This window comes from Ancylobacter rudongensis (assembly GCF_900100155.1).
GTDB lineage: Bacteria > Pseudomonadota > Alphaproteobacteria > Rhizobiales > Xanthobacteraceae > Ancylobacter > Ancylobacter rudongensis.
The window spans coordinates 282,459-309,065 of the sequence record NZ_FMTP01000001.1; the positions used below are offsets into that span (position 1 = coordinate 282,459).

General features: G+C 67.2%; 24 protein-coding genes. 9 read left to right on the forward strand and 15 right to left on the reverse strand.

Features of this window, described 5'->3' with window-relative positions:
• Positions 1-36: 36 nt before the first annotated feature.
• On the reverse strand, positions 37-1,320 hold the full coding sequence (gene urtA / locus BLO63_RS01300) for an urea ABC transporter substrate-binding protein (RefSeq protein WP_091436084.1): 1,284 nt from the start codon (positions 1,318-1,320) through the stop codon (positions 37-39).
• 492 nt (positions 1,321-1,812) lie between these two features.
• On the opposite strand from urtA, the gene BLO63_RS01305 reads away from it, so the two are divergent.
• Both BLO63_RS01305 and BLO63_RS01310 read left to right on the forward strand, forming a co-directional pair.
• The gene (locus tag BLO63_RS01305; protein ID WP_091436086.1) at positions 1,813-5,202 is read left to right on the forward strand and encodes a hybrid sensor histidine kinase/response regulator; all 3,390 of its coding nucleotides are present in this window, start codon (positions 1,813-1,815) and stop codon (positions 5,200-5,202) included.
• Entirely contained in the window at positions 5,192-6,124 is a 933-nt protein-coding gene (locus BLO63_RS01310) for a response regulator transcription factor (protein ID WP_091436088.1), read from the forward strand. Before BLO63_RS01305 ends, BLO63_RS01310 begins: the two co-directional genes overlap by 11 nt.
• A gap of 18 nt (positions 6,125-6,142) precedes the next feature.
• Here the strand turns inward: BLO63_RS01310 and BLO63_RS01315 are convergent, their stop codons facing one another.
• Positions 6,143-6,562: a DUF779 domain-containing protein gene (locus BLO63_RS01315; protein WP_091436090.1), complete on the reverse strand. Its 420-nt coding sequence runs from the start codon at positions 6,560-6,562 to the stop codon at positions 6,143-6,145.
• A gap of 133 nt (positions 6,563-6,695) precedes the next feature.
• A complete protein-coding gene (gene adh / locus BLO63_RS01320) occupies positions 6,696-8,213 on the reverse strand; it encodes an aldehyde dehydrogenase (RefSeq protein WP_091436091.1) in 1,518 nt (505 codons plus the stop codon).
• A 238-nt stretch (positions 8,214-8,451) separates the two neighbouring features.
• On the opposite strand from adh, the gene BLO63_RS01325 reads away from it, so the two are divergent.
• Together BLO63_RS01325 and BLO63_RS01330 are read left to right on the forward strand one after the other, a co-directional pair.
• The gene (locus BLO63_RS01325) at positions 8,452-10,293 is read left to right on the forward strand and encodes a sigma-54-dependent Fis family transcriptional regulator (protein WP_091436093.1); all 1,842 of its coding nucleotides are present in this window, start codon (positions 8,452-8,454) and stop codon (positions 10,291-10,293) included.
• Positions 10,294-10,360: 67 nt separating this feature from the next.
• Complete coding sequence (locus BLO63_RS01330) at positions 10,361-10,618, forward strand: hypothetical protein (protein WP_091436095.1); 258 nt, start codon at positions 10,361-10,363, stop codon at positions 10,616-10,618.
• 17 nt (positions 10,619-10,635) lie between these two features.
• On the opposite strand, the gene mnhG is transcribed toward BLO63_RS01330, so the two are convergent.
• From mnhG to BLO63_RS01360, 6 genes are read right to left on the reverse strand one after another with little or no spacing between them, the layout of a single operon-like run.
• On the reverse strand, positions 10,636-10,995 hold the full coding sequence (gene mnhG / locus BLO63_RS01335; RefSeq protein ID WP_091436096.1) for a monovalent cation/H(+) antiporter subunit G: 360 nt from the start codon (positions 10,993-10,995) through the stop codon (positions 10,636-10,638).
• A complete protein-coding gene (locus tag BLO63_RS01340; RefSeq protein WP_018387084.1) occupies positions 10,992-11,273 on the reverse strand; it encodes a K+/H+ antiporter subunit F in 282 nt (93 codons plus the stop codon). Before BLO63_RS01340 ends, mnhG begins: the two co-directional genes overlap by 4 nt.
• Positions 11,270-11,767 carry a Na+/H+ antiporter subunit E gene (locus tag BLO63_RS01345; RefSeq protein WP_091436098.1) on the reverse strand — a complete coding sequence of 166 codons (498 nt, stop codon included), beginning with the start codon at positions 11,765-11,767 and terminating at the stop codon, positions 11,270-11,272. Before BLO63_RS01345 ends, BLO63_RS01340 begins: the two co-directional genes overlap by 4 nt.
• A complete protein-coding gene (locus BLO63_RS01350; RefSeq protein WP_091436099.1) occupies positions 11,764-13,425 on the reverse strand; it encodes a monovalent cation/H+ antiporter subunit D in 1,662 nt (553 codons plus the stop codon). The genes BLO63_RS01345 and BLO63_RS01350 overlap by 4 nt, the downstream gene beginning before the upstream one ends.
• Positions 13,422-13,772, reverse strand: coding sequence for a Na+/H+ antiporter subunit C (locus BLO63_RS01355; RefSeq protein WP_091436101.1), 351 nt, complete (start codon positions 13,770-13,772; stop codon positions 13,422-13,424). Before BLO63_RS01355 ends, BLO63_RS01350 begins: the two co-directional genes overlap by 4 nt.
• A complete protein-coding gene (locus tag BLO63_RS01360; protein WP_091436103.1) occupies positions 13,772-16,681 on the reverse strand; it encodes a monovalent cation/H+ antiporter subunit A in 2,910 nt (969 codons plus the stop codon). Before BLO63_RS01360 ends, BLO63_RS01355 begins: the two co-directional genes overlap by 1 nt.
• 98 nt (positions 16,682-16,779) lie before the next feature.
• Here BLO63_RS01360 and BLO63_RS01365 point away from each other — a divergent pair, with 98 nt between their 5' ends.
• A complete protein-coding gene (locus BLO63_RS01365; protein ID WP_091436104.1) occupies positions 16,780-17,007 on the forward strand; it encodes a helix-turn-helix domain-containing protein in 228 nt (75 codons plus the stop codon).
• Positions 17,008-17,189: 182 nt separating this feature from the next.
• Here the strand turns inward: BLO63_RS01365 and BLO63_RS01370 are convergent, their stop codons facing one another.
• The 6 genes from BLO63_RS01370 to BLO63_RS01395 form a co-directional block, all read right to left on the reverse strand.
• Positions 17,190-19,262 carry an ATP-dependent helicase gene (locus tag BLO63_RS01370; protein WP_091436106.1) on the reverse strand — a complete coding sequence of 691 codons (2,073 nt, stop codon included), beginning with the start codon at positions 19,260-19,262 and terminating at the stop codon, positions 17,190-17,192.
• Between the two features lie 180 nt (positions 19,263-19,442).
• Entirely contained in the window at positions 19,443-19,784 is a 342-nt protein-coding gene (locus BLO63_RS01375) for a hypothetical protein (protein ID WP_091436108.1), read from the reverse strand.
• Positions 19,785-20,098: 314 nt separating this feature from the next.
• On the reverse strand, positions 20,099-20,398 hold the full coding sequence (locus tag BLO63_RS01380; RefSeq protein ID WP_091436109.1) for an HdeA/HdeB family chaperone: 300 nt from the start codon (positions 20,396-20,398) through the stop codon (positions 20,099-20,101).
• Positions 20,399-20,478: 80 nt separating this feature from the next.
• The gene (locus BLO63_RS01385) at positions 20,479-20,784 is read right to left on the reverse strand and encodes an alkylphosphonate utilization protein (RefSeq protein ID WP_205409238.1); all 306 of its coding nucleotides are present in this window, start codon (positions 20,782-20,784) and stop codon (positions 20,479-20,481) included.
• A gap of 119 nt (positions 20,785-20,903) precedes the next feature.
• Entirely contained in the window at positions 20,904-22,736 is a 1,833-nt protein-coding gene (gene ilvD, locus BLO63_RS01390) for a dihydroxy-acid dehydratase (RefSeq protein ID WP_091436114.1), read from the reverse strand.
• Positions 22,737-22,822: 86 nt separating this feature from the next.
• A complete protein-coding gene (locus BLO63_RS01395) occupies positions 22,823-23,194 on the reverse strand; it encodes a hypothetical protein (protein ID WP_244517545.1) in 372 nt (123 codons plus the stop codon).
• 453 nt (positions 23,195-23,647) lie between these two features.
• Between BLO63_RS01395 and BLO63_RS01400 the strand changes: the two genes are divergently transcribed.
• The 4 genes from BLO63_RS01400 (at position 23,648) to BLO63_RS01415 (ending at position 26,605) form a co-directional block, all read left to right on the forward strand.
• A complete protein-coding gene (locus BLO63_RS01400; RefSeq protein WP_091436116.1) occupies positions 23,648-24,418 on the forward strand; it encodes a hypothetical protein in 771 nt (256 codons plus the stop codon).
• Positions 24,419-24,473: 55 nt separating this feature from the next.
• Positions 24,474-24,803 carry a hypothetical protein gene (locus BLO63_RS01405; RefSeq protein WP_091436118.1) on the forward strand — a complete coding sequence of 110 codons (330 nt, stop codon included), beginning with the start codon at positions 24,474-24,476 and terminating at the stop codon, positions 24,801-24,803.
• A 159-nt stretch (positions 24,804-24,962) separates the two neighbouring features.
• A complete protein-coding gene (locus tag BLO63_RS01410) occupies positions 24,963-26,102 on the forward strand; it encodes a phage portal protein (RefSeq protein WP_091436120.1) in 1,140 nt (379 codons plus the stop codon).
• Positions 26,102-26,605: an HK97 family phage prohead protease gene (locus BLO63_RS01415; RefSeq protein ID WP_091436122.1), complete on the forward strand. Its 504-nt coding sequence runs from the start codon at positions 26,102-26,104 to the stop codon at positions 26,603-26,605. Before BLO63_RS01410 ends, BLO63_RS01415 begins: the two co-directional genes overlap by 1 nt.
• Positions 26,606-26,607: the final 2 nt, after the last annotated feature.

Below are 26,607 nucleotides of genomic sequence, written 5' to 3' on the forward strand. Positions count from 1 at the left end.
GGCGCGTGGCCCTCTCCGGGTGGGAGTGTCAGGCGATCACTGGTAGCCCTTCGGGAACGGATCGGGCTCGATCAGGTCCGGGGTCTCGTAGACCACCTTGAACTGGCCATCGGGCAGAGCGAGGCCGATGCGGGCCTTCGACCACAAATGGTGGTTCTCGTGGATCTTGACGTAGCCTTCCGGCGCCTTGTTGAACTCGATGCCGGCCGAGGCGGCGGCAATCTTGTCGATGTCGAAGGAACCGGCCTTCTCGACGGTCATTTTCCACAGCCACGGGCCGAGATAGGCGGCCTGGGTGACGTCGCCGATCACGGTCTTCTCGCCCCACATCTTCTTGAAGGCGGCGACGAATTCCTTGTTGTTCGGGTTGTCGAGCGACTGGAAGTACTTCATCGAGCTGTAGGCGCCGGCGATGTTCTCGCCGCCGATGCCGTCGATCTCGTCCTCGGTGACGGAGATGGTCAGCAGGGTCTGCTTGTTGAGGTCGATGCCGGCCGCCTTGAGCTGCTTGTAGAAGGCGACGTTGGAACCGCCGACGACAGCGGCATAGATCACGTCGGGCTTCTTCAGCTTGATCTTGTTGATGACGGAGTTGAACTGGGTGTGGCCGAGCGGGAAATATTCCTCGCCGACGACCGACGAATCCTTCAGGTGCCCTTCAATGTGCTTGCGGGCGATCTTCATCGAGGTGCGCGGCCAGATATAGTCCGAGCCGATGAGGTAGAAGGTCTTGCCGTTCTTGGTCTTGGCGACCCAGTCGAGGCCGGCGAGGATCTGCTGGGTGGCTTCCTGGCCGGTGTAGATGACGTTCTTGGACTGCTCCAGGCCTTCATAGAAGGTGGGGTAGTAGAGCATGCCGTTATACTGCTCGACCACCGGCAGCACCGCCTTGCGGGAAGCCGAGGTCCAGCAGCCCATGATCGCCGCGACCTTGTCGTTGACCAGCAGCTTCTTGGCCTTCTCGGCGAAGGTCGGCCAGTCGGAGGCGCCGTCTTCCTGGATGAACTTGATCTTGCGGCCGAGCACGCCGCCCATGGCATTGATCTGCTCGATCGCCAGCTTCTCGGCCTGCACCGAGCCGGTCTCGGAAATGGCCATGGTGCCGGTGACGGAGTGCAGGATGCCGACGGTGACTTCCGTGTCGGTAACGGCGAGACCGGTGGTGTTCACCGCCGACGTGGCGGGCGCCTGGGCCATGGCGGGCGTCGAAAAAAGGCCGCTGGACGCAAGAAGAGGCACCGCCGGGAGCGCCGCAATTCCCATCAAGAGCTTGCGCCGCGTCGTTGAAAACTTGTTCGATTGATCGTTTTGCGAAGACATACGATTCCCCTCCACGGGTTTGACGTGGCCTCAACAAGCTTCTCATGTGCTTGCATTGGCTGGATCGTGGCGGCCGATGTCGCGATGCAGCAATACGTCGATTGACGTATAGGGGAACCGTCTCCGTTCCCGCACAGTGGGGCTGAAGATGGGAAAGCGTGCCCCGTGCCGAAGGTTTTCGTGCGCGGTGCGGTCTATTTTTCGCGCGCGTGCGAGAACAAAGTGTCAGGCGATAAGAATAATAGTTCGATATCGAGCCTTATTATTGAGCACCCGAAGGGTATTTTTTCATCTTGTGGTATCCTGGTCCATTTTGGTGCGCGGAAAGACCTTGCTGTTGCGGGTCTAGCGGGAGTGGAATGATTTGTGCTTTGTCGCTCCGGGGCGGTGTTCGTAGGCGGCCGGGACGGATGTGGTGCAAGAAACACGACATGCCCTGGGGAGGGTGAGCGCGGAAGAATGTCTGGCGTTGGCACGGCGAGGCAAAACCCCATGGCGGCGGAGCAGAAGATCGTTCGCGTTCGGCGCCGCTATAATCAGTGGGTCGTCAACGAGACGCTTGAGGATTATGCGCTCCGCTTCACCGCCAAGAGCGCGCGCCGCTGGTCGGCGCTGCGGGTCGCCAACACCGCGCTCGGCGCCGTGTCGTTCCTCGCGCTGGAAGCGATCGGCGGGGCGATCACGCTTGCCTATGGCTTCCCCAATGCGGTGGCGGCGATCCTGGTGGTCTGCGTCGTCATCTTCGCCGCCGGCCTGCCGATCAGCTATTACGCTGCGAAGTTCGGCGTCGATATCGACCTGCTGACGCGCGGCGCCGGCTTCGGCTATATCGGCTCGACACTCACCTCGCTGATCTACGCCTCCTTCACCTATCTGTTCTTCGCCATCGAGGCGGCGATCATGGCGCTGGCGCTGGAGATGTGCTTCGGCGTGCCGCTGATGGTGGGCTATTTCATCAGCGCGCTGGTGGTGATCCCGCTGGTCACGCACGGCATCACCTTCATCAGCCGATTCCAGCTCTGGACCCAGCCGGTCTGGCTGGTGCTGAACATCATTCCCTTCATCTTCATCTTCACGCTCTACGACGCGCCGCTGGCCGGCTGGACCTCCTACACCGGCCGTTTCGGCGCCCCGGATGGCTCGTTCGACCTGGTGCTGTTCGGCACCGCGACCACGGTGGTGTTCGCGCTGATCGCGCAGATCGGCGAGCAGGTGGACTTTCTCCGCTTCCTGCCGCGCCGGGCGCCCGGCCGCACCGAGACCCGGCGCAACGTGCTGTGGTGGGTGGCGCTGCTGAGCGCGGGGCCGGGCTGGATCATCCCCGGCGGCATCAAGATGCTGGCCGGCTCGTTCCTCGCCTATTTCGCCCTCACCCAGGGCATCCCCTTCCTGCACGCCGCCGAGCCGACCCAGATGTACCTGGTGGCGTTCAGGACGGTGTTCTCGCCGGAGATGGCGCTGGCCTTCACGGGGCTCTTCGTCATTCTGGCGCAGCTCAAGATCAATGTGACCAACGCCTATGCCGGCTCGATCGCCTGGTCGAACTTCTTCTCCCGCCTGACCCACAGCCATCCCGGCCGGGTGGTGTGGCTGGTGTTCAACGTCACCATCGCGCTGATGCTGATGGCGCTCGGCATCTACAAGGTGCTGGAGCAGATCCTCGGCCTCTATTCCATCGTCGCGGTGGCCTGGGTGGCGGCGCTGGTGGCCGATCTCGTGGTCAACAAGCCGATGGGCTGGAGCCCGCCGGGCATCGAGTTCAAGCGGGCGCATCTCTATGACATCAATCCTGTCGGCGTTGGCGCGCTGCTGGCCGGCACGCTGATCGGCGTCATCGCCTTTGCCGGCTTCTTCGGCTCGACGCTGAAGGTGTTCGCGCCGTTCCTGGCGCTGGTGGTCTCCTTCCTCGCGGCGGCCGGCATCGCCTATGCCACCGGCGGGCGCTACTACATCGCGCGGCGCACGGCGAAGAACTGGGAAGCGCGCCATACGCTCAAATGCTGCATTTGCGAGCACAAGTTCGAGCCGGAGGACATGGCGCACTGCCCGGTCTATGCCGGGCCGATCTGCTCGCTGTGCTGCTCGCTGGATGCGCGCTGCAATGACCGCTGCAAGGAGGATGCGCGCTTTCCCGAGCAAATTCTGGGCGCGCTGCGTGCCACCCTGCCGGGCTGGATGGTTGCGCAGCTCAATTCCCGGCTCGGCCATTATATCGGCGTCATGGCGCTGCTGGCGATCGTCATTGGCGGCATATTGGGCGTCATCTATTTCCAGTCGACCTTCGCTCCGCCCGACCAGACCGAGACGGTCGGCAATGTGCTGTTCACGCTCTATTTCATCCTGCTGATCATCGCCGGCGTCGCCGCCTGGCTGTTCGTGCTGGCACAGGAGAGCCGGCGCGTGGCGCAGGAGGAGAGCAACCGCCAGACCGCGCTACTGATGCGCGAGATCGAGGCGCATAAGCGCACCGACGCCAAGCTGCAGAAGGCCAAGGAAGCCGCCGAGGCCGCCAACCTCGCCAAGAGCCGCTATGTCGTCGGCATCAGCCACGAACTGCGCACCCCGCTCAACGCGATCCTCGGCTATGCCCAGCTGCTGGAGCGCGATGTCGCCATTCCCCCGCACCGGCGCGACGCCATCCGCGTGGTGCGCCGCTCGGCCGAGCATCTGTCCGGCCTGATCGACGGGCTGCTCGACATTTCGAAGATCGAGGCCGGCCGGCTCTATCTCACCCGCGACGAGGTGCGGATCGGCGAGTTCCTCGACCAGCTGGTCGATATGTTCCGGCTGCAGGCCACCGCCAAGGGGATCGATTTCGTCTATGTCCGGCCCGATCGGCTGCCCGGAACCGTGTTCACCGACGAGAAGCGGTTGCGGCAGATCCTCATCAACCTGCTGTCCAACGCCATCAAGTTCACCGAGCGCGGCCGGGTGGCGCTACGCGTTTCCTATCGCAACCAGGTGGCGGAGTTCGAGATCGAGGACAGCGGCATCGGCATTCCCGCCGCCGACCACAAGCGCATCTTCGAGCCGTTCGAGCGCGGGGAGCGGGCCGGCACCTATTCCACCGCCGGCATCGGCCTCGGCCTGACCATCACCAAGCTGCTCACCGAGATCATGGGCGGGGAAATCTCGCTGAAATCGGTGCCAGGGGAGGGCAGCGTCTTCCGCGTCAAGATGATGCTGTCGGAAGTGACCAATCCCTCGCGCCTCGGCCCGATCCAGCACCGGCACATCGCCGGCTATACCGGCCCGCGCCGCACCGTGCTGGTGGCCGATGACGATGTCGCCCATCGCGACCTGATGCACGAATTGCTGGTGCCGCTCGGCTTCACCGTGCTCGCCGCCGCGGACGGCGTGCAGGCGCTCGACATGGTGCGCGAATGGGAGCCGGACATGCTGCTGCTCGACATCGCCATGCCCGGCCTCAATGGCTGGGAGGTGGTGCGCCAGCTTCGCGACGAGGGCTTCGGGCGGCTGCGCATCATCATGATCTCCGCCAATGCCGGGGAGATTCTCGGCGACGGCCTCGCCCAGAATGACGACCATCTGGTCAAGCCGGTGCATCTGCGCACGCTGCTGGAGAAGATGGCGGCGCTGCTCGACCTCGAATGGGTGGGCGACGGCGAACTCGCCGCCCTTGCCGCCGGCGAGGCGAGCAAGCCCGGCGACTTGCGGGCGCCGGCCGGCGTGCATCTCGACGACCTGATGAAGCTGGGGGAGATCGGCTATGTGCGCGGCATCCAGGCCAAGCTTAAGGAAATCGAAGGCGCCTCGCCCGACAACCGTGCCTTCGTCGCCCATATGCGCGACCTGATGGATACGTTCGACCTCAAACAATACATGGCCGTGCTGGAGGCGTTGCGCAGCAATGATGCATAGCGTGGAACGCCGAGACATCGTCCTGGTGGTGGACGATTCGCCGGAGACGCTCAGTCTCCTCACCGACGCGCTGGAAGCGGCCGGCGCCACCGTGCTGGTGGCGACCGAGGGCGCCAACGCGCTGGCGCTGGTCGAGCGCATCACCCCCGACGTCGTGCTGATGGACGCGGTGATGCCGGGGATGGACGGCTTCGAGACTTGCCGCCGGCTCAAGCGCAACAAATCGGTGGCGCATGTGCCCGTCATCTTCATGACCGGGCTGTCCGAGACCGAGCAGATCGTGAAGGGGCTGGAGGCGGGCGGGGTCGACTATGTGACCAAGCCGATCTCGCCGGACGAGCTGATCGCCCGCATCCGCGTCCATCTGGCCAATGCCCGCCAGACCCACAGTGCCCGCGCCGCGCTGGACGCCGCCGGGCGCTATCTGCTCTCGGCCAACCGGGCGGGCCGGGTGCTGTGGAGTACGCCGCAGGCCACCGCCTTGCTGACCGCCATCAGCATCTCGCCGGCCGGCGACAGCTTCACACTGCCGGAGACCGTGCGGCGCTGGCTGGAGGGCCGCAAGGCCGAGGGCGCCGCCGTCGAGCCGGAGGCGATCGAGGTGGTGATCGAGGGCTCGGCGCGTCGGCTGAAGCTGTCCTATGTCGGGCAGATCGGCCCGGAGGAGCTGCTGCTGCGCATCGTCGAGGATTCCGGCATTCCGCCCGAGCAGGTGCTGAAGACCAAGCTGGGCCTCACCTTGCGCGAATCCGAGGTGCTGGTCTGGCTGGCGCGCGGCAAGGCCAATCGCGACATTGGCGAGATTCTCGGGCTGTCGCCGCGCACGGTGAACAAGCACCTGGAGCAGATCTACGCCAAGATCGGGGTCGAGAACCGGGCGGCGGCCACAGCTCTCGCCGTCACCGCGCTGACGCCGCGCTAAATCGCCCGCCGCGACATCTCAGTCGGCCGCACCGAAGGCGAGGGGGGCAAGGCGCTCCAGTTCGTCGTCGGTGAACAGCCGCGAGCGGGTGAGGAAGCGCTGGTCGCGTCCATTCTCCAGGCTGAACATGCCGCCGCGCCCGGGCACCACATCGATGATGAGCTGGGTATGCTGCCAGTACTCGAACTGCGACGGGCTCATATAGAACGGCGCGCCGCCGATCTCGCCCATGCGCACGTCGCGATCGCCGACAATGTAGTCGCCCTGTGCGTAGCACATGGGGGACGACCCATCGCAGCAGCCGCCGGACTGGTGGAACAGCAGCTTGCCGTGTTCGGCCGTGAGCGTGGCGATAAGGGTCAGCGCCGCCTCGGTGGCGAGGACGCGAGGGATGGATTCGGTCGCCGGCGGTGCCGGTGCGGCTGTCAGCGTGTCCATGGAAACTCCCGTGAAAGCTCCCTCTCCCCATCGGGGAGAGGGCTGGGGTGAGGGGCGTTTGGGCTACCCCTCACCGACCCGCTTCGCGGGCCACCCCTCCCCGATGGGGAGAGGAAAGCTCATGCCGGCTCGCTCAGAAGAAGCCGAGCTTCTTCGGGCTGTAGCTGACCAGCATGTTCTTGGTCTGCTGGTAGTGGTCGAGCATCATCTTGTGGTTCTCGCGACCGATGCCGGACTGCTTGTAGCCGCCGAACGCCGCGTGGGCGGGATAGGCGTGGTAGCAGTTCGTCCACACCCGGCCGGCCTGGATGGCGCGGCCGAAGCGGTAGGCGCGGTTGCCGTCGCGGGTCCACACGCCGGCGCCGAGGCCGTAGAGCGTGTCGTTGGCGATGTGGAGCGCTTCCGCATCGTCGGTGAAGGTGGTCACGGAGACGACAGGGCCGAAGATCTCCTCCTGGAAGATCCGCATCTTGTTGTGGCCCTTGAACACGGTCGGCTTGACGTAATAGCCGCCCGCGAGGTCGCCGCCGAGATCGTTGCGCTCGCCGCCGATCAGAACCTCGGCGCCTTCCTGCTTGCCGATGTCGATATAGGACAGGATCTTTTCCAGCTGCTCGGACGAGGCCTGGGCGCCGATCATGGTCGCCGGGTCGAGCGGCGAGCCCTGGACGATGGCCGCCACCCGCTTCAGCGCCTTCTCCATGAAGCGGTCATAGATGCTTTCCTGGATCAGCGCGCGGCTCGGGCAGGTGCAGACCTCGCCCTGGTTGAGCGCGAACATGACGAAGCCCTCGACCGCCTTGTCGAAGAAATCGTCGTCCTCGGCCACCACGTCGGCGAAGAAGATGTTCGGCGACTTACCGCCCAGCTCCAGCGTGACCGGGATGAGGTTCTGGCTGGCATACTGCATGATCAGCCGGCCTGTCGTCGTCTCGCCGGTGAAGGCGATCTTGGCGATGCGGCTGGAGCTGGCGAGCGGCTTGCCGGCCTCAAGGCCGAAGCCGTTGACGATGTTCAGCACGCCCGGAGGCAGCAGGTCGGCGATCAGTTCGGCTAGCACCAGGATGGAGGCCGGGGTCTGTTCGGCCGGCTTCAGCACCACGCAGTTGCCTGCCGCCAGCGCGGGGGCCAGCTTCCACACCGCCATCAGGATCGGGAAGTTCCACGGGATGATCTGCCCGACGACGCCGAGCGGCTCGTGGAAATGATAGGCGATGGTGTCGTGGTCGATCTCGCTGATGCCGCCTTCCTGGGCGCGGACGGCGCCAGCGAAATAGCGGAAATGGTCAATGGCCAGCGGCATGTCGGCCGCGGTGGTCTCGCGGATCGGCTTGCCGTTGTCCCACGTCTCGGCGAGCGCGAGGAGGTCGAGATTTTCCTCCATGCGGTCGGCGATCTTGTTGAGGATGATCGCGCGCTCGGCGGCCGAGGTCTTGCCCCAGGCATCCTTGGCGGCATGGGCGGCGTCGAGTGCCGTCTCGATATCGTCCGCGTCGGAGCGGGCGATCTCGCAGATCTTGCCGCCGGTGACGGGCGAGGTGTTGTCGAAATAACGGCCGGCGACCGGCTCGACGAACTTACCGCCGATGAAGTTGCCGTAGCGGGCCTTGAAGGGCGACTGCTTGGTGATGGCGATTTCTGGCTTGTTCATTGGATCCTCCCAGACTGGGACACTCAATATTGCAGCGGCCGTGCCAGACGCGTTCCGCAGTGCAAAAAATCGTTGTTGCGGCACGGCAAAGGATTGGAATTGCTCGGATCGGCGATGTACTCGCGTAGGGTTGAGGATGATACCGATGGACGCGGGCTGAAAACTTGGTGCAGACTGTCGGAAAGAACAACAAGACCTGCGACATGTGTGGCATTTTGCAACGCTCCGGGAGGATCGCATGCGCCAAGAGGCCTCGCCGCGCGCCGTTCTGGCCGCGCGCAAGCAGTTCTTCCAGCTCGGCCTCCAGGACCGGCCGCTGGCGGCGCTGGTTCCCGAGCCAATCCTGCGCTCATGGAAGCGCTGCGCCGAGCGCGGGCTCGACAGCGCCGCCCTGCCGCGTCTCGAACCGCTGACCGCCCATGAGCTCAGCGCCATTGCCGAGCGCCACGAGCGCCTGCGCCGGCTGTGCCGGCCGGAAATCGAAAGCCTGTATGCCGACGCGATGCAGACCGGCTGCGTGGTCATCCTCACCGATGCCGAGGGGCTGATCCTCGACGCGCTGGGCCATGCCGATTTCGCCGCGCGGGCGGCGCAGGTGGCGCTGCGGCCCGGCGTGCTGTGGGGCGAGGCCTCCACCGGCACCAATGCGGTAGGAACGGCGCTGGTCGAGGGCCGGCCGATCTGCGTCCATGGCGGCGAGCACTATTATGACCCGCATGGCATTTTGAGCTGCTCGGCGGCGCCGATCCTCGACCCCTATGGCCAGACGGTGGGTGCGCTCGACATGTCGGGCCCGGCGGCGGTGGACCATCGCCATGCGCTCGGGCTGGTGCGGCTGGCGGTGGAGCAGATCGAGCACCGCTTCTTCGACGAGGGTTTTGCCGGCCGCCGGGTGTTGCGGCTGCAGGCCGACCGGGCGCTGCTCGGCACCTCGCGCGAGGGCGTGCTGGTGTTCGAGGACGAGCGGCTGGTGGCGGCCAACCGGGCCGGGCTCGGGCTGGTCGGCGCCGACTGGTCGGCGCTCGGGGACAAGCGGGCCGGCGATCTGCTGGAGCGGCTGCCCGGCGGCACGGATGGCGAGACGCAGGCGCTGCGCGGGCGCGGCGGCGGGCCGCTTTATGGCCGCTTCGAGGGCTCGGGCGCGCGGCCTCACGCCACGCCGAAGCCGCGCCCGGCACGTCGCGAGGAAGGCCCGCTGCTCGGCGCCGAGGAGCGGGCGGCGCTGGCACGGGCGGTGCGGATGGTCGGCGCCGATGTGCCGGTGCTGATCCGCGGCGAGACCGGCACCGGCAAGGAACTGGCGGCGCGCGAGATCCACCGGCTGAGCGCGCGCGGCGGCGGGGCCTTCGTGGCGGTGAACTGCGCCGCCATCCCCGAGACGCTGATCGAATCCGAGCTGTTCGGCTATGAGGACGGCGCCTTCACTGGCGCCCGCCGGCAGGGGCGGCGCGGCCTGCTGCGCGAGGCCGATGGCGGCGTGCTGTTTCTCGACGAGATCGGCGACATGCCGCTGGCGCTGCAGTCGCGGCTGCTGCGGGTGCTGCAGGAGCGCGAGGTCGCCCCGCTCGGCGGCGGCCGGCCGGTGAAGGTGGATTTCGCCCTGCTCTGCGCCACCCATCGCGATTTGCGCCTGCTGGTGGAGGCCGGCAGCTTCCGGCAGGACCTGTATTTCCGCATCGCCCATTACACGGTCGAGCTGCCGCCGCTGCGCCGCCTGCCGGACCGTGCGGAGATCGTGCGGGCGCTGTGGGCACGCCTAGTCGAGGATGAGCGGCTGACGCTCTCGGACGCCTGCGAGTCGCGGCTTGCCGCCTATGACTGGCCGGGCAATTTCCGCCAGCTGGCCGGCACGCTGCGCGCCCTGGCGGCGCTGGCCGACCCGTTCCGTCCCGTGGGTGAGGACATGCTGCCGCCGGAGATTCTGGCGGCGCCGGCGCCGGCCCCGGTGGGCACGCTCGACGCGCTCACTGTCGAGGCGATGCGGCAGGCGGTGGAGGCCTGCGGCGGCAATGTCTCGCAGGCGGCCCGGCGGCTCGGCGTCAACCGCTCGACGCTTTATCGGCGGCTGTTCCACGCCTGAGCCGATACCAAGGGAACTCGCAACGATCCGGCCCGTTACCTCCTGACATATCCATGGAGGCCGCCCGATGGTTCTTGATCCCCGCAAGCTCGACCAGAACCCCGTCGTCGTCGATCCCGCCAATGTCGACGCCGTGCTCGAAGACCGGACCACGGCGGTGTCCGACCCGATGAAGCCGCCGCTGGGCGAGGTCGACAACGACAATCACCCGACCGATGGCGAGCCCGCTGCCCGCGACGGCGGACGCTTCGCACCTGACACCGTGAAGACGGTCGACGGTTCGCTCGACGGCACGCCGAAGAAGCCGGACGACCCGCGCCGCTGACGCGGGTGGGCCAGCGCTCACAGCTCGGTCGGCGGCGGGTCCTTCTTGGGCGCGGCGTCGTTGCCTTCCACCCGGTCGCGATAGAGCGAGGCGCTGGCCAGCAGCATCAGCGTGACCGGGGTGGTGATGGTGACGAACAGGCCGATCAGCACCTCATGCACCAGCGGCCGGCCCTGCAGCACCGAGAAGCAGATCATCGAGGCAACGAGAATAAGTCCGGTGCCCAGCGTGGCGCCGAGTGAGGGGGCGTGCAGCCGGGCATAGAAATCCGGCAGCCGCCACAGGCCGATCGAGCCGAGCAGAGTCACCAGCGCGCCGGCCACCAGGAAGAACGAAACGAGGATGGCCGCCCAGAGCGGCAGGTCGGGGGCGCTCATTCGATCACCTCGCCGCGCATCAGGAACTTCGCCAGCGCCACCGTGCCGACGAAGCCGAGCAGGCCGATGACCAGCGCCGCCTCGAAATAGAGCGTGGCGCCGCTGCGTATGCCCAGCGTGACGAGCAGCAGCATGGCGTTCACATAGAAGGTGTCGAGGCCGATGATGCGGTCCTGCGCGCGGGGACCGCGCATGAAGCGCAGCACCGCGCAGGCCATGGCGAGCGTGAGCAGCACCTGCGCCAGGGTGATCGACCAGCCGAGGATGGCGACGCTCATTCAAAGATCTCCATCAGCAGGCTCTCATAGCGCTCCTTGATGGTCCGCACCCAGTACCTGTCGTCCACGAGGTCGAGCACATGCAGCATCAGCACGCGCCGCGAGGGGTCGTAGCGCACCCATTGCGTGCCGGGCGTGCAGGTGAGGATGATGGCCAGAACGGCGAGCCCATAGGGGCTGGTGAGGTCGAGCCGCAGGCTCATGAAGCCGGAATGGGTGCGCCGGTCCTCACTGCCAAGGATGATGCTGCCGACCGCGAGGTTGGAGCGGAACACGTCGACGAAGACCCGCCCGGCCAGGCGCGCCACCGCGCCGGGACGGCGCAGCCGGGCCGCCGGCGGGTCCAGCGCCACCATCGCCCAGCAGCCGCCGAAAGCGACGACCGACCCGAGCAGGATCTGCCCCGCCGACAGGCTCTGGGTCATCAGCAGCCACATGCCGAGAAGCGCCAGGAACAGCAGCGGGTAGGGCAGAACGCGCCTGAGCCGGCTCATGGCGGACCTCCCGCAGGGCCGTGCCCGCTGGCGCGCGGATCGCTCGCGACATGGCCGGCAGGCCGGTCGCCGAGCACATCGCGGGCATATTCGCTCGGCCAGTAGAGGATCTGGGCGGTCGCCTCCATGTAGCGCATGACCGGACCGCCCGCGAAGGTCATCGCCGCGCACAGGAACAGCAGCGCCCCGACCGGGATCGCCTCAATGGCGCGCACCCGCGGAATATCCGTCTCCGCCGGCACCCAGAGGGTACGGATGCCGTTGCGGGTCATGGCGATGAGGGTGGCAAGGCCCGACAGCATCAGCAGCGCGACGAAGGACCAGTGGGCGAGGGGGATGTCGCCGGCCTCGTTCAGCAGCGCCGACAGCATGGCGAATTTGGCGATGAAGCCGGAGAGCGGCGGCAGGCCGGCGAGCAGCGCCGTGGAGGCCAGGAAGGCGCCGCCGAGCACGGCAATAGTGGCGGGAATGGCGACGCCCACCTCCTCGTCCTCGTCCTCGATGTCCTCCTCCGGGTCGCCGAAGATTTCCAGCGTGACGGCGAGCACGTCGGCGCCGGCCGCCTGGCCGCGCTCGATCAGTTCGACCAGCAGGAAATAGGCGCTGATCGCCAGGGTGGAGGTGACAAGATAATAGAGCGCGCCTGATATCACCGCGCTGTTGCCGGTGCCGATGGCGGCGAGCAGTGTGCCGGAGGAGATCAGCACCGAATAGCCGCCCAGACGCTGCATCGATTGCGAGGCCAGCACGCCGAGCCCGCCGAACAGGATGGTGGCCATGCCGCCATAATACAGCCAGAGCGCGCCGAACTCCTCCGAGGCGCCCGCCTCGTCGCCGAAGCACAGCAGGAACAGCCGCAGGATCACATAGATGCCGACCTTGGTCATGATTGCGAACATGGCCGCGATCGGCGCGCAGGCGGCGGCATAGGTGGTCGGCAGCCAGAAGCTGAGCGGCCACATGCCGGCCTTCACCAGGAAGGCGATGCCGAGCACCGCCGCGCCCGCCTCCATCAGCGTGCGCGACTCCGGCGCCAGGGTCGGCACGATCCGGCTGAGATCGGCCATGTTGAGCGTGCCGGTGACGCCATAGATCACCGCCACGCCGATGAGGAACAGCGAGGAGGCAACGAGGTTGATCGGGATGTAGTGCAGCCCGGCCCGCACCCGCGCGGTGCCCGAGCCGTGCAGCACCAGCCCGTAGGAGGCGGCGAGCAGGATCTCGAAGAACACGAACAGGTTGAACAGGTCGCCGGTGAGGAAGGCGCCGTTGAGGCCGGTCAGCAGCAGCAGGAACAGCGTGTAGAAGCGCGGTCCCGCCTTGTGCCAGCGCGCCATGGCGAAGAGCAGCGTGGCGCAGCCCAGCACGGAGGTGAGCAGCAGCATCAGCGCCGCCAGCCGGTCCACCACCAGCACGATGCCGAAGGGCGGCGGCCAGTTGCCCAAGGGGTAGACGATCATGGTCGACCAGCGGTCGCCATTGGGTAGGCCGACCAGCACCACCAGCGTCACCGCGATGGCCAGCAGCGCGAAGACGGTGGCCAGGCTGAGCGACATCTTCAGCAGGCGGCGGCGCTCGTCGAACAGCAGCATGAAAGCGCCGACGGCCAGCGGCAGCAGGACCGGCAGAATGGCGAGATGGTCGAGAACCGGGGTCATCGGTCCGGCTCCCGTCCGTCGACATGGTCGGTGCCGGTGCGCCCGCGTGCCGCCAGCAGCACCACCAGGAACAGTGCCGTCATGGCGAAGCCGATGACGATGGCGGTCAGCACCAGCGCCTGCGGGATCGGGTCGGCGATGGCCGTGGAATCGCCGACGCCGCCGGGCGCCAGGATGGGCGGCGCATCGACGCGCAAGCCGCCGCCGGCCATGGCGAAGATGAACAGGTTCACCGCGTAGGAGAGCAAGGCGAGGCCGATGATGACCTGGTAGGTGCGCGGGCGCAGCAGCAGCCACACGCCCGAGGCGGTGAACAGGCCGATGCCGATGGAGAGGACGATTTCCATCAGTCGCTCCCCTCATTGGCCTGCGCGGCGCGCGAGCTGCGCAGCGACTGGTGGGCGAGGGCGATCAGGATCAGCACCGTGGCGCCGACCACCAGCGCGAACACGCCGAGATCGAACAGCAGCGCCGAGGCCGCCGGCATCTTGCCGATGAGCGGAAGCTCCACATACTGGAAATGCGAGGTGAGGAAGGGATAGCCGAACCACCAGGAGCCGACGCCGGTGGCGCAGGAGGTGAGCAGGCCCAGCCCCATCCAGCGCAGCGGCAGCACCCGCAGATGGTCTTCCACCCAGCGCGCCCCGCTCGCCATGTACTGCACCACGAAGGCGATGGAGAGGGTGATGCCGGCGGCGAAGCCCCCGCCGGGCAGATCATGGCCGCGCATGAACAGATAGACCGCCATGACCGCGATCACCGGGAACAGCCAGTGCATGATGAGGCGCGGGATCAGCATGTAGTCGGCCACCGTGTCGCCGGGGGAGCGGTCGGGCGAGGCCTCGTCATAGGCGTTCTGGATGCGCTGCTGCTCCGGGGTGCGGATGCTCTCCGGCGCGGGACGGAAGCGGCGCAGCAGGGCGAAGACGGTGAGCGCGGCCAGGCACAGCACGACGATCTCGCCCATCGTGTCGAAGCCGCGGAAATCGACCAGGATGACGTTGATGATATTAGTGCCGCCGCCTTCCGAATAGGCGCGCTCGACGAAGAAGCGCGAGACGCTTGAAGTCAGCGGGCGGGTCATCAGGCAATAGGCCAGGAACGCCATCACCCCGCCGAGCGCGCAGGCGATGGTGATATCGACATAGCGGCGCAGCAGCACCTTCAGCGGCGGGCGCGTGGGATAGACGTCCTCGATGCGCTTGGGCAGCCAGCGCAGGCCGAGCAGCAGCAGCACCGTGGTCACGATCTCCACCAGCAGCTGGGTGACGGCGAGGTCCGGGGCCGAGAGCCAGACGAAGGTGAGGCAGGTGACGAGCCCCGCCCCGCCCACCAGCACGAGGGCGGCGAAACGGTGATATTTGGCCTGGTAGGCGGCGCCGAGCGCGCAGGCCCCGCCGATCAGCCACAGCAGGGCGAAGGCGGGCGGCAGCGGCGTGCCGGGCATGTCGCCCGTGCCGACGGCGCCATTGGCGAGGAAGGGCGCCAGCGCCGCCACCACGGCGAGGCAGATGACGATCCGCATCTGCGGCTGCAGGCGCCGCGTGCCGAGCGCCGATTCGGCGGCCCGCGCCCATTGCCAGGACAGGGTGGCCAGCACCTTCTCGAAAATGCGCTGGCCCTTGAAGTCACGCAGGATCGGCGGGCCCTCGATGCCGCTTTCGAGGTAGCGCCGCAGGCCGAGATACAGCACCACGCCGCCGGCCATGGCGATCAGGCTCATCATCAGCGGCAGGTTGAAGCCGTGCCAGAGCGCCAAGCTGTAATAAGGCGGGGTGGCATCCAGCAGGCCCTTGACGGCGGTAGCGAGCGCCGGGCCGACCGTCAGGCTCGGCACGATGCCGATGAGCAGGCAGATCAGCACCAGCAGCTCGATCGGAAAGCGCATCCAGTGCGCCGGCTCGTGCGGGCGGTGCGGCAGGTCGACGGGCGGGGGGCCGAAGAATACGCCGAGGATGAAGCGCAGCGAATAGGTGACGCTGAACACGCCGGCGAGCGTCGCCCAATAGGGCAGGCTGTCGTCGAGCAGCGAGCCGGTATGGTCGGCCACCGCCTCGGCGAAGAACATCTCCTTGGAAATGAAGCCGTTGAGCAGCGGCACCCCGGCCATGGCGGCGGCGGCGACCATGGCGAGCGTGGCGGTGAACGGCATGTAGCGGTAGAGCCCGCTCAGCTTGCGCAGGTCGCGGGTGCCGGTCTCATGGTCGATGATGCCGGCCGCCATGAACAGCGACGCCTTGAAGATGGCGTGGTTCAGCGTGTGGAAGATCGCCGCCACCGCCGCCAGCGGGCTGCCGAGGCCGAGAAGGAGGGTGATCAGGCCGAGATGACTGATGGTGGAATAGGCGAGCAGCCCTTTCAGGTCCTGCTGGAAGATGGCGATGAAGGCGCCGAGCAGCAGCGTCACCAGCCCGGCCGGCACCACCATGTAGAACCAGGCATCGGTGCCGGACATGACCGGCCACAGCCGCATCAGCAGGAAGATGCCCGCTTTCACCATGGTGGCGGAGTGGAGATAGGCCGACACCGGGGTCGGCGCCGCCATGGCGTGCGGCAGCCAGAAATGGAACGGGAACTGCGCGCTCTTGGTGAAGGCGCCGAGCAGGATCAGCACCAGCGCCGGCACGTAGAGATCGCTCTGGACGATAAGGTCGCGCGATTCCAGCACCTGGTCGATGTCGTAGCTGCCGACGATGCGCCCGACCAGCAGCACCCCGACCAGCAGGCACAGCCCGCCGGTGCCGGTGACGGTGAGCGCCATGCGGGCGCCGTCACGCGCGCTGGCGCTGTGGTGCCAGTAGCCGATCAGCAGGAAGGAGAACAGGCTGGTTAGCTCCCAGAAGAACACCAGCTGGATCAGGTTGCCCGACAGCACGATGCCGATCATCGAGCCCATGAAGGCGAGCAGGAAGGAGAAGAAGCGCGGCACCGGGTCTTCGCGCGACATGTAGTAGCGGGCATAGAGCACGACGAGCGCGCCGATGCCGAAGATCATCATCGCGAAAAGCCAGGCGAGGCCGTCGAGCCGCAGGCTGAAATCGAGCCCCAGCATGGGCAGCCAGGACAGCCAGAACTGCACCGGCGCCCCTTCCGCCACCGTGGCGTAGAGCCCGATGGTGATCGCCATCCCCGCCACCGCCACGCTGCCCGCCAGAACCGCCGCCGCATTGCGCGCATGGGTCGGCAGGAACCCCGCAGCGAGGCTGCCCAGGAACGGCAGGGCCAGCGCGACGAGGAGGAGCGTGTCATGCGGCATAGGTAGCGGGAGCCTCCCTGCGGGCGGTTAATCCTCAGCGTCTTGCGAGATGTCGCCCATTATGGTTGATTTGGTCGTCTTCACGCAAGGCAGAAACGATGGAACTGGCGCCCGAACAATGCCGCGCGGCACGTGGGCTTCTCGACTGGACGCAGGAGCATCTGGCCGAGCGCGCCGGCGTTTCCCGTAGCACCGTGCGCGATTTCGAGCGGCACCGCCATGTGCTTCATCGCGGCACCGAAACCCTGCTGGTCAACACGCTGCAGGAAGCCGGGGTGATGCTGCTGCCGCCCGGCGAGCACGGGCCGGGGGTGCGGATTCGTTGAGGGGCTGGCCAGACCCCGCGTCGTCCAGCATGAAGCCTCGCTCCTCCTTGCCCGCGCAGTCTTCCCTCAGGACCGGGCTTGACCCGGCCAGCCAGGCTTTCGCACGCCGCGCCGGCAGCTCGGCTGGGTCCCCGGGTCAAGCCCGGGGATGAGGGAGGGGGCGGGGGCGCGGGAAAGCAGCCCTACTTCCACATCGCCCGCATGCGCGCGCCGATATCGACCGCCGCGCGCGGTTCGCTTGGCCGGCCGGCCGCGTCCGCCGTCGCCGGCGGCCAGCTGGCCATGGCGAAGCGGCCGAGGATGGTGGGCGGGATGAAGCGGGTGCGGGCGGCATAGACATGGCGGTCGCCGCGCGCGGCCTGGCCATGGGTGAAGAAGCGCTGCGGCAGCATCAGATGCAGGCTGTCCTTCGCCCGGGTCATGGCGACATAGAGCAGGCGCCGCTCCTCCTCGATCTCCTCGCGCGTGCCGGTGCCGAGATCGCTTGGGATACAGCCATCCACCGCGTTGAGCACGAACACCGATTTCCATTCCTGCCCCTTGGCCGAATGGATGGTGGAGAGGATGAGATAATCCTCGTCGCGGTGCGGCGGCCCGGCCTCGGCGCTGGTGGCGTCCGGCGGGTCGAGCGTCAGCTCGGTGAGGAAGCGGGCGCGGGAGGGGTAGCTCGCGGCGATCTGGGCGAGTTGCACCAGATCGGCCTGCCGGCTGCCGGCATCCTCGTGCAGGCGCTCCAGCAGCGGCTCGTACCAGGCGCGCACGAGGTCGAGCTCGCCCGGCCAGCCCGCGCTGTTCGCCTTCAGCTCGCGCGCCATGGCGAGGAAGGCGGGCCATTCCTGCTCGGCGCGGGCCGGGGGCGTCACCGCCTCCAGCGCCGGCAGCAGCGTGCCGGCGGCATCGACCGAGTCGAGAATGCGCCCGGCGGTGGCCGGGCCGAGGCCCGAGAGCAGGCGCAGCACGCGGAAGCCGGCGACGCGGTCGCGCGGGTTCTCGACGAAGCGCAGCACGCCCAGCACGTCCTTCACATGGGCGGAATCGAGAAATTTAAGCCCGCCGAACTTCACGAACGGAATGTTGCGGCGGGTGAGCTCCACCTCCAGCGGGCCGCTGTGATGGGCGGCGCGGAACAGCACCGCCTGCTGCTTGAGGGCGATGCCGTCCTCACGGTTTTCCAGCACGCGGGTGGCGATGAAATTCGCCTGGTCGATCTCGTCGCGCACGCTCACCAGCACCGGCCGCTCGCCTGTGGCGCGCTCGGACCAGAGATTCTTGGCGTAGCGCTCGCTGGCGAAATCGATCACCGCATTGGCGGCGGCGAGGATGGGCTGGGTCGAGCGGTAATTCTGCTCCAGCATGATGGTGTCGGCGCGGGGCGTGAAGTGGCCGGGGAAGTCGAGAATGTTGCGCACCGTGGCGGCGCGGAAGGAATAGATCGACTGCGCGTCGTCGCCGACCACGGTGAGGCCGCGCCCGTCCGGCTTCAGCCCCAGCAGGATCGAGGACTGGAGCCTGTTGGTGTCCTGATACTCGTCGATCAGCACATGGTCGAAGCGGCCTGACACCTCGCCGGCCAAAGCGGGCTCGCCCATCATCTGCGCCCAATAGAGCAGCAGATCGTCGTAATCGAGCACGTTCTGGCGCTGCTTGGCCTCGACATAGGCGGAGAAGATCGCCTTCAGCTCTCCGCTCCACCCGGCGCACCAGGGGAAGGCGCGGCCGATCACCTCTTCCAGCTTCTGCTCGGCATTCACCGCGCGGGAATAGATGGCGAGCAGGGTGCCCTTGGTGGGGAAGCGCTTCTCCGTCTTTGAGAAGCCCAGCTCATGGCGGATGAGATTGATGAGGTCGGCGCTGTCCTCGCGGTCATGGATGGTGAAGGTCGGGTCGAGGCCGATCTCAAGCGCATGGTCGCGCAGCAGGCGGGCGCCGATGCCGTGAAAGGTGCCGGCCCAGGTGAGCCCTTCGGTCAGCGCCCGTGCGTCAGGCCCCAGCACCTTGGCGGCGATGCGCTCGACCCGGCGCGCCATCTCCGCCGCCGCCCGGCGCGAGAAGGTGAGCAGCAGGATGCGGCGCGGATCGGCGCGGTTGACGATGAGATGGGCGACGCGGTGGGCGAGGGTGTCGGTCTTGCCCGAGCCCGCGCCGGCAATGACCAGGAGCGGCCCGCCGACCACCTCGCCAGTGCCGGTGATGCCATGTTCAACCGCCCGCCGCTGCTGCGGGTTGAGCCGGTCGAGATAGGCGGCGGGAAGCATGGGCGCACGAATCTCCGGGGAGGGAATCTCCCGCCCAGAGAGCACGTTTCGCGTTTTGTTCGCAATCGCGCCTCTTATCGCCGCGCGGTTGGCCGGCGCCTCGCAGCCGCTTATCCGCGAACGAAAAGGGCCGCCCCGGGGAGAGGGCGGCCTTTCCAGTAAAGCGAGGTTGGCGTGCGATCAGCAGGGGGTCTGCTTGCTGGTGCAGTCGCGGTTCGACTTGGTGTCGTCCGGCTGGTCAGCATTGGCCGGCGCGGTGCCGCCCGCAGTCGTGCCCATGGTGCCGGTGGTGGTGTTGCGACCCTCAGAGGAGTCCATCCCCGAGCCCGCAGCGGGGTTCATCTCGCCGGCCGGGGTGGAGCGGCTGTCGGTGGTGCCGGAATTGCCGGTGGCGGAGCCGCCCGTATTGGCGCCCGCGCTCGACGACGTGCCGTCCGAGCCGGAGCTCTGGGCGAAAGCCGGGGCGCTGAGAGCAAGCATCGCCGCGAGAACGGCCGCAGAAGTCGTCTTAACGTTGATCATAGGATATCCTCCGGTTTGTGTGAGGAATAATCCTGAAGATTACGTATGGTTCCAAATATTTGAAGCTTTGTTGCGGCCCTAATTTGCTACCTCTTGGCTGCAATATGGTAGTTTCTGCCCATTCTACTGGCCGGATGTTACCGAAGTTGCATGAATATATTACCGCGAGAGGCGCCATGCGCGCGCCTCTCGCGTCGCAGGCAGGATGTTTCCATGCCTGAAGCCCACGCCGGGCAGCCTCCCGCGTCGGCGGATCGGGCCAGGCGTGTTCGCTCATTGCGCTGGAGCGTGCCCCGAAGGCGCGCCGGCCGCTGTCAGTTGTCGAACATCTCGTCGGCGGCGGTAATGAGGCCGATGCTGGGATTTGCGGCGCAGTATTCGCCGAGCTTGCCGGCATTCTCGACGAATTTGTCGGTGTCGATAACAGGCGGCGCGTCGACATCCTTGTAATAGGCGTCGAGCCAGGCCAGCGTCAGCATGATCTCGGTCTTGTCGCTCTCCAGGAACTGCGCGCAGGTCGTGGTGGAGAGGTCAATCTTGTCCGCCAAAGCGGCGTGGGGCAGGCAAGCGGCGGCAGCGCCGGCAAGGGCGAAGGCGAGAACGAGCTTTCTCATGGATCAACCTGCGGGGGTGAGCGGTGGCACGGCCAAAGCTACCATGCCACCACGCGGCGCGCCACGTGGCCGCCGCCGTCTCAGCCGCGCTTGCGCACGAATTCGGTGCGCAGGACCAGGCCCTTGATGCCCTCGAAACGGCAGTCGATCTCGTCCGGGTTGTCGGTGAGGCGGATGGTCTTGATCACCGTGCCCTGCTTCAGCGTCTGGCCGGCGCCCTTCACCTTCAGGTCCTTGATCAGCACGACGGAATCGCCGTCGGCCAGCACGGTGCCGGAAGCATCGCGCACCTCCACCGCGGCGGTGGTGGCCGCCTTTATTTCCGAGGCCGGGCGCCATTCGCCGGTGGCTTCATCATAGACATAGGCGTCGTCTTCGTCGGCCATCAGGGCCTCCATGGGTCGTCTTGAGGATCGAAGCGAAGAAGGCGGAGCCTGCGGCCCCGCCTCCCATTCGCTTGTGGCGGATGGCCGGCGCCTGGCGCGGCCATCGGGTCGTTGCCCGCTCAGGGGATCTGCCGCACCGCACCCTTGGCGGCGCTGGTGGCCAGCGCGGCATAGGCCTTGAGCGCGGTGGTGACGTTGCGCTTGCGCGGTTCGGCCGGCACCCAGCCCTTGGCCTGCTGCTCCTCGCGGCGAGCGGCGAGTTCGGCCTCGTCCACCGCGAGGTGGATGCGCCGGTTGGGGATGTCGATCTCGATCACATCGCCCTCGCGCACCAGCCCGATCGTGCCGCCTTCCGCCGCTTCCGGCGAGACATGGCCGATCGACAGGCCCGAGGAACCACCGGAGAAGCGGCCATCGGTGATGAGCGCGCACTCCTTGCCGAGGCCCTTCGACTTCAGATAGCTGGTCGGGTAGAGCATTTCCTGCATGCCCGGCCCGCCGCGCGGGCCCTCATAACGGATGAGCACGATCTGGCCCGGCTTCACCCGGTTGCCGAGAATGCCGGAGACCGCGTCGTCCTGGCTCTCGAACACCCGGGCGGTGCCGGTGAATTTCAGGATGCTCTCGTCGACGCCGGCGGTCTTCACGATGCAGCCATCCTCGGCGAGGTTGCCGTAGAGCACGGCGAGGCCGCCATCGCGGGAGAAGGCGTGCGCGGAATCGCGGATGACGCCGCTCTCGCGGTCGAGATCGACCTCGTCATAGCGGGCGGCCTGGCTGAAGGCGACCTGGGTCGGCACCCCGCCCGGCGCGGCGCGGAAGAATTCGTGCACCGCTTCGCTGGCATTGCGCTTCACGTCCCAGTGCTCCAGCGCGGCGCCGAGCGAGGTGGCGTGGATGGAGCCGACGGAGGTGTCGAGCAGGCCGGCGCGGTCGAGTTCGCCGAGAATGCCCATGATGCCGCCGGCGCGGTGGACGTCTTCCACATGCACATCAGGTACCGCCGGGGCGACCTTGCACAGCACCGGCACGCGGCGCGAGAGCCGGTCGATATCGGCCATGGTGAAGGGCACCTCGCCCTCATGGGCGGCGGCGAGCAGGTGCAGCACGGTGTTGGTGGAACCGCCCATGGCGATGTCGAGCGTCATCGCGTTCTCGAAGGCGGCGAAGCTCGCCACCGAGCGCGGCAGGATGCTGGCATCGTCCTGCTCGTAATAGCGGCGGGCGAGATCGACGATGGTGTGGCCCGCCTCGACGAACAGCCGCTTGCGGTCGGCGTGCGTCGCCAGCGTCGAGCCGTTGCCCGGGAGGGCGAGGCCGAGCGCCTCGGTGAGGCAGTTCATCGAATTGGCGGTGAACATGCCCGAGCAGGAGCCGCAGGTCGGGCAGGCCGAGCGCTCGATCACCGCCACGTCTTCTTCCGAGACGCGGTCGTCGGCGGCGGCGACCATCGCATCGACCAAGTCGAGCGCCTTGGTCTTGCCATTCAGCACCACCTTGCCGGCCTCCATCGGGCCGCCGGAAACGAAGACGGTGGGGATGTTGAGGCGCAGCGACGCCATCAGCATGCCAGGGGTGATCTTGTCGCAATTGGAGATGCAGACCATGGCGTCGGCGCAATGGGCGTTGACCATGTACTCCACGCTGTCGGCGATCAATTCGCGCGAGGGCAGCGAATAGAGCATGCCGTCATGGCCCATGGCGATGCCGTCATCGACGGCGATGGTGTTGAATTCCTTGGCGACGCCGCCCGCCGCCTCGATCTCGCGCGCCACCAGCTGGCCGAGGTCCTTCAGATGGACATGGCCGGGCACGAACTGGGTGAAGGAATTGACCACGGCGATGATCGGCTTGCCGAAATCGCCGTCCTTCATGCCGGTGGCGCGCCACAGGCCGCGCGCGCCGGCCATGTTGCGCCCATGGGTGGTGGTGCGGGAACGATAGGCGGGCATGGAATTCCTCCAAACTCTTTGCCGCGCTTATGCCCCCCGTCGGCGTATCGCGCAACCGTTTAGGCGGCGCCGGAGCGGAGCGGGTCTCAGCGCCAGCGGAAGCGCCGCTCGCGGCAAAGCTGGCCGACAAGGCATTGGGGCGTGTCGCGGGTGGCGATCCAGGCCGGCTTGGAACGCTTGGAGGTGCAATAGCCGGCATCAGTGACGAAGCGGTCATAGAGGTTGGGCCCGGTACCGATGACCACCGCCCCCTCGCGCTGCACGAGCGCCTGCGCCTGCGCGCAGCTCATGCCGAGCGAGTTCGGCCGCGCCTGCGCGGAGGCGGGCAGGGACAGGCCGAAAAAGGCGGCAAGAGCCGCCGCCAGCCAGGCGGAGGTGCAGGCGGCGGGATTCGCGGCAGGAAACGCAGCAGGAAGCGCTGGCAGAAAGCCGGAGGTGAAGGAGGGGGCATGCATCATCGGGCCTCGTCGTTTCTGTCTCCATCGGCGGAGCGTCGCCCTCGAAATGACGTCGGGGTGCCCAACGTCAAGGGCGGGCGTAGCCGGAGCCGATCACACCAGCGCGCGTTGCCGCTGCCTCAAGGCCCATGCGACCGAGCGGCGTCCGGCGGTTCCGGATGAGAGTTTGAAAAGACTGGTGGGCCCGGTAGGCCGACCCGTCGCAAGAAGTGACAATGGCTTAGGTTCGGTCGGGACAAAAGAAGAACATAGGGTTTCCGGTAGCGATACAACCTGCCGCGTCCCACTTTCGCGAGCTCCGACACGGCCCTGCGGCACGGTTTATGACGGGCGGGAACGGCTGGGCTCTCTCGAGAGCGTCGCCTGCAGCTTCCGTGCCCTGGACGCCGAGGGTGAGGCGCTCGGCACCTTCCCCTCATTGAGAGCTGCCATGACCGCCGTGGGGCGGGGCCGATGAGCGCAGTTGCGGTCGTCGAGACCTTCCGCGTCGCCATTAGTCAGGCGAGCGGGGGCGCCGAGCTGGATCGCCTGACAGCGGCGATCTGGCGGCAGAATCTGGCGGGCGCCTTGTCGGATGACGATGCCAACGGGCTAGCCATGCTCGCCAGCGCCAAGCGCAAGCCAGTTGACGAACCGCGCCGGGCGTCAGTCCCCGTCGATCTGAGCCGGTTCAAGCCGCGCCGGCGCCAGACCTCGCCAGACCGGGAGGCGTCCAAGAGGCGGCGCCGTGGTCTCGCCCGATCCGCGCCCATGCCGGCGGCGCTGGCAAGCCTGTTCACCGAAAGCGAGAGCGCGGCGCTCGCCATCGTCGCCGGCGAGGTGAAGCACCATGGCGCGTGTGAGCTGCCGATCGACAAGCTCGCGGCGCTCGCCGGGGTGTGCCGGACTTCGGCACAGAATGCGCTGCACGAGGCCCGCCGGCTCGGGATCATCAAGATCACCCATCGACCGCAACGCGGCCGCAAGCATCTGCCGAACCGCGTCGAGATCGTCTCGCCGGAGTGGCGGACGTGGCTGAAGCGTGGGCCGACGGCTCACCGGCCGATAGGGTCCAAAACGATCTCACAAGGCAAAAATCTGAACCCCACGAAGAGCACAGAGAAGACTGAAAGAGCTCTCTTCAGTTTTGGAGCACAAGCGGCGCTGTCGCCAGATACCTTGTCTCGCCATAAGTGTGTCGATGTCGCTGACCTGCGAGGTGATGACATCAGCGGCGTGAGATAAACTGATAGAAGTAGGTGTCTGTTCGATCGAGCACGCTGAGCGCATAGAATCATCTATGCGATATCAGACCCTCATCAGCGCCTCGGCTCGCCCGACCGCTTCGCCGCATGCCCAGCTGGCGAACTGCGCCGTGTTCGGCCTGCCGGACGAGGCATGGGTGTTTGTCGAGGCCGATACGCTGGCTTGGAAGCAATGGCGCCGCTTCTGCCTCCGGGAGATCGGCCGCGCGCCGGCCGCCGCCTTTGTCTTTGCTTCTCCTCCTGGTCGGACGCCGGGCCGCTATCGCGGTCGTAGCCTGCCGATGCTTCGCCCTCCCGGCGAGAGCGCGCTGGATCGCATGCGGATCGCCAGCGGCGAGCGCGATGACGACGAGGTGGCGACGTGACCGGGGGGTGGTCGGCGACTTTGCCGTAGGGGCGCGGGACCGCCTGGGGTGGAACGCGCGTGATGCGGGCTAAATAGGGTTTTTCACTATTTATCAATTGGTTAGTAGAGGTCGGAAGTGCTTCAGCGGGTCGCGGGATGGTTCAGGGAACGCAAGAGCATGGCGGCTCCGGATTCGGAGCTTCAGGCGATGTTCGGCGCGCTGCCCTCCGGCCTGTCTGTTGGAGCGGCTCAGGCCTTGACCGTGCCGGCCGTACAGTCGGCGATCCGGCTGATCTCGGAAGCGGCGGCCTGCCTCGACCTGAAGGTCATGCGCCGCGTCGGCGATGCCGAGGTTGAGGCGCCGGATCATCCCGTTGCACGGCTGCTTGCCGATCGACCGAACGACTGGACCAGCGCTTTCGACATCGTCCGCGACATGATCGGCGCCGCACTCGTCAGCGACAAGGGGTCGCTTGCTCTGGCGAACAAGGTCGACGGGCGCGTGATCGAGCTGGTGCGCTATGAGCCGGCGCACTTCACGGTCGACTATTCCGGCGATGGCCGGCTGGAGCCGAGCTTCCGCATCAACAATGTGCCGGTGTCGGCGGACGACGTGGTGCACCTGCGCTCGCCCTTCGCGCGCTGTCCGCTGTCGCTGGCGGCCGATGCGATCGGCGTGGCCAAGGTGATGGAGCAACACGCCGGCCGGCTGTTCAAGGATGGGGCCCGGCCGTCCGGCGTGATCTCATTCAAGGGAAAGCTCACCCCGGAGGGTGCGCGGCGGGCCAAGGACGGCTGGAATGCGGCGCACGGCCCCGGCAAATCGGGCGGCACTGCCGTTCTGGATGACGACGCCAAATACACCCAGCTCACCCTCGCCAGCACGGATGCCCAGTTCCTCGAGCTGCGCAAATTCCAGATTATCGAGGTCGCCCGCGCCTTCCGCGTGCCGCCGAGCATGCTCTACGAATTGGACCGCGCCACTTGGTCCAACTCCGAGCAGATGGGCAAGGAGTTCCTGACCTACTCGCTGGAGCCCTGGTTGCGGGCGCTCGAGGGCGCATTGCGCCGGGCGCTGTTCACGCCGGAAGAGCGGCACGAGTACCGCATGGCCTTCGATCGTGACGACCTTACCCGCGCCAGCCTGACCGAGCGCGCCACGGCCATTTCCTCGCTGATCTCGGCGCGGGTTCTCAACTCCAATGAGGGCCGCGACTGGCTCGACCTGCCGCCACGCGCCGGCGGCGAGGAATACGCCAATCCCAACGTCACCGTGACCACCCGCACCACCGGGCCGGCGCGCCGCGAGGAAGACTGATGGAACGCGCCTTCATCGAGACCAAGGTGCTCGCCGACGATAGCGGCCTGATCTCCGGCCTGGCGTGGAAGTTCGGCGCACCCGATCGCATCGGCGACTGGATCGAGCCGGGCGCCTTCAAGGGGCTGAAGCTGCCGCTGCCGATGCTGTTCGGTCACGACCTCAATGATCCCGTCGGCGCCTGGGACCGCATCGAGGAGAAGGCGGACGGGCTGCACGTCTCCGGCCGGCTGCTGGTCGATGAGGTGGCCCGCGCCCGCGAGGTCCGCGCGCTGGTGAAGGCCGGCGCCGTGCGCGGCCTGTCCATCGGCTTCGTCACCAAGAAGGCCACGGCCCGCACCGGCGGCGGGCGCACCATCAAGGCGCTTGAGCTGTTCGAGGTGTCGCTGGTGAGCGCGCCCATGCACCCCGGCGCGAAGGTCACTTCGGCCAAGTCCGCAGCGGGCGCTCTCGCCCTCGCCGACATCATCCGCCGCGCTGATGCGGCCATTCGAGGAAGCTGACG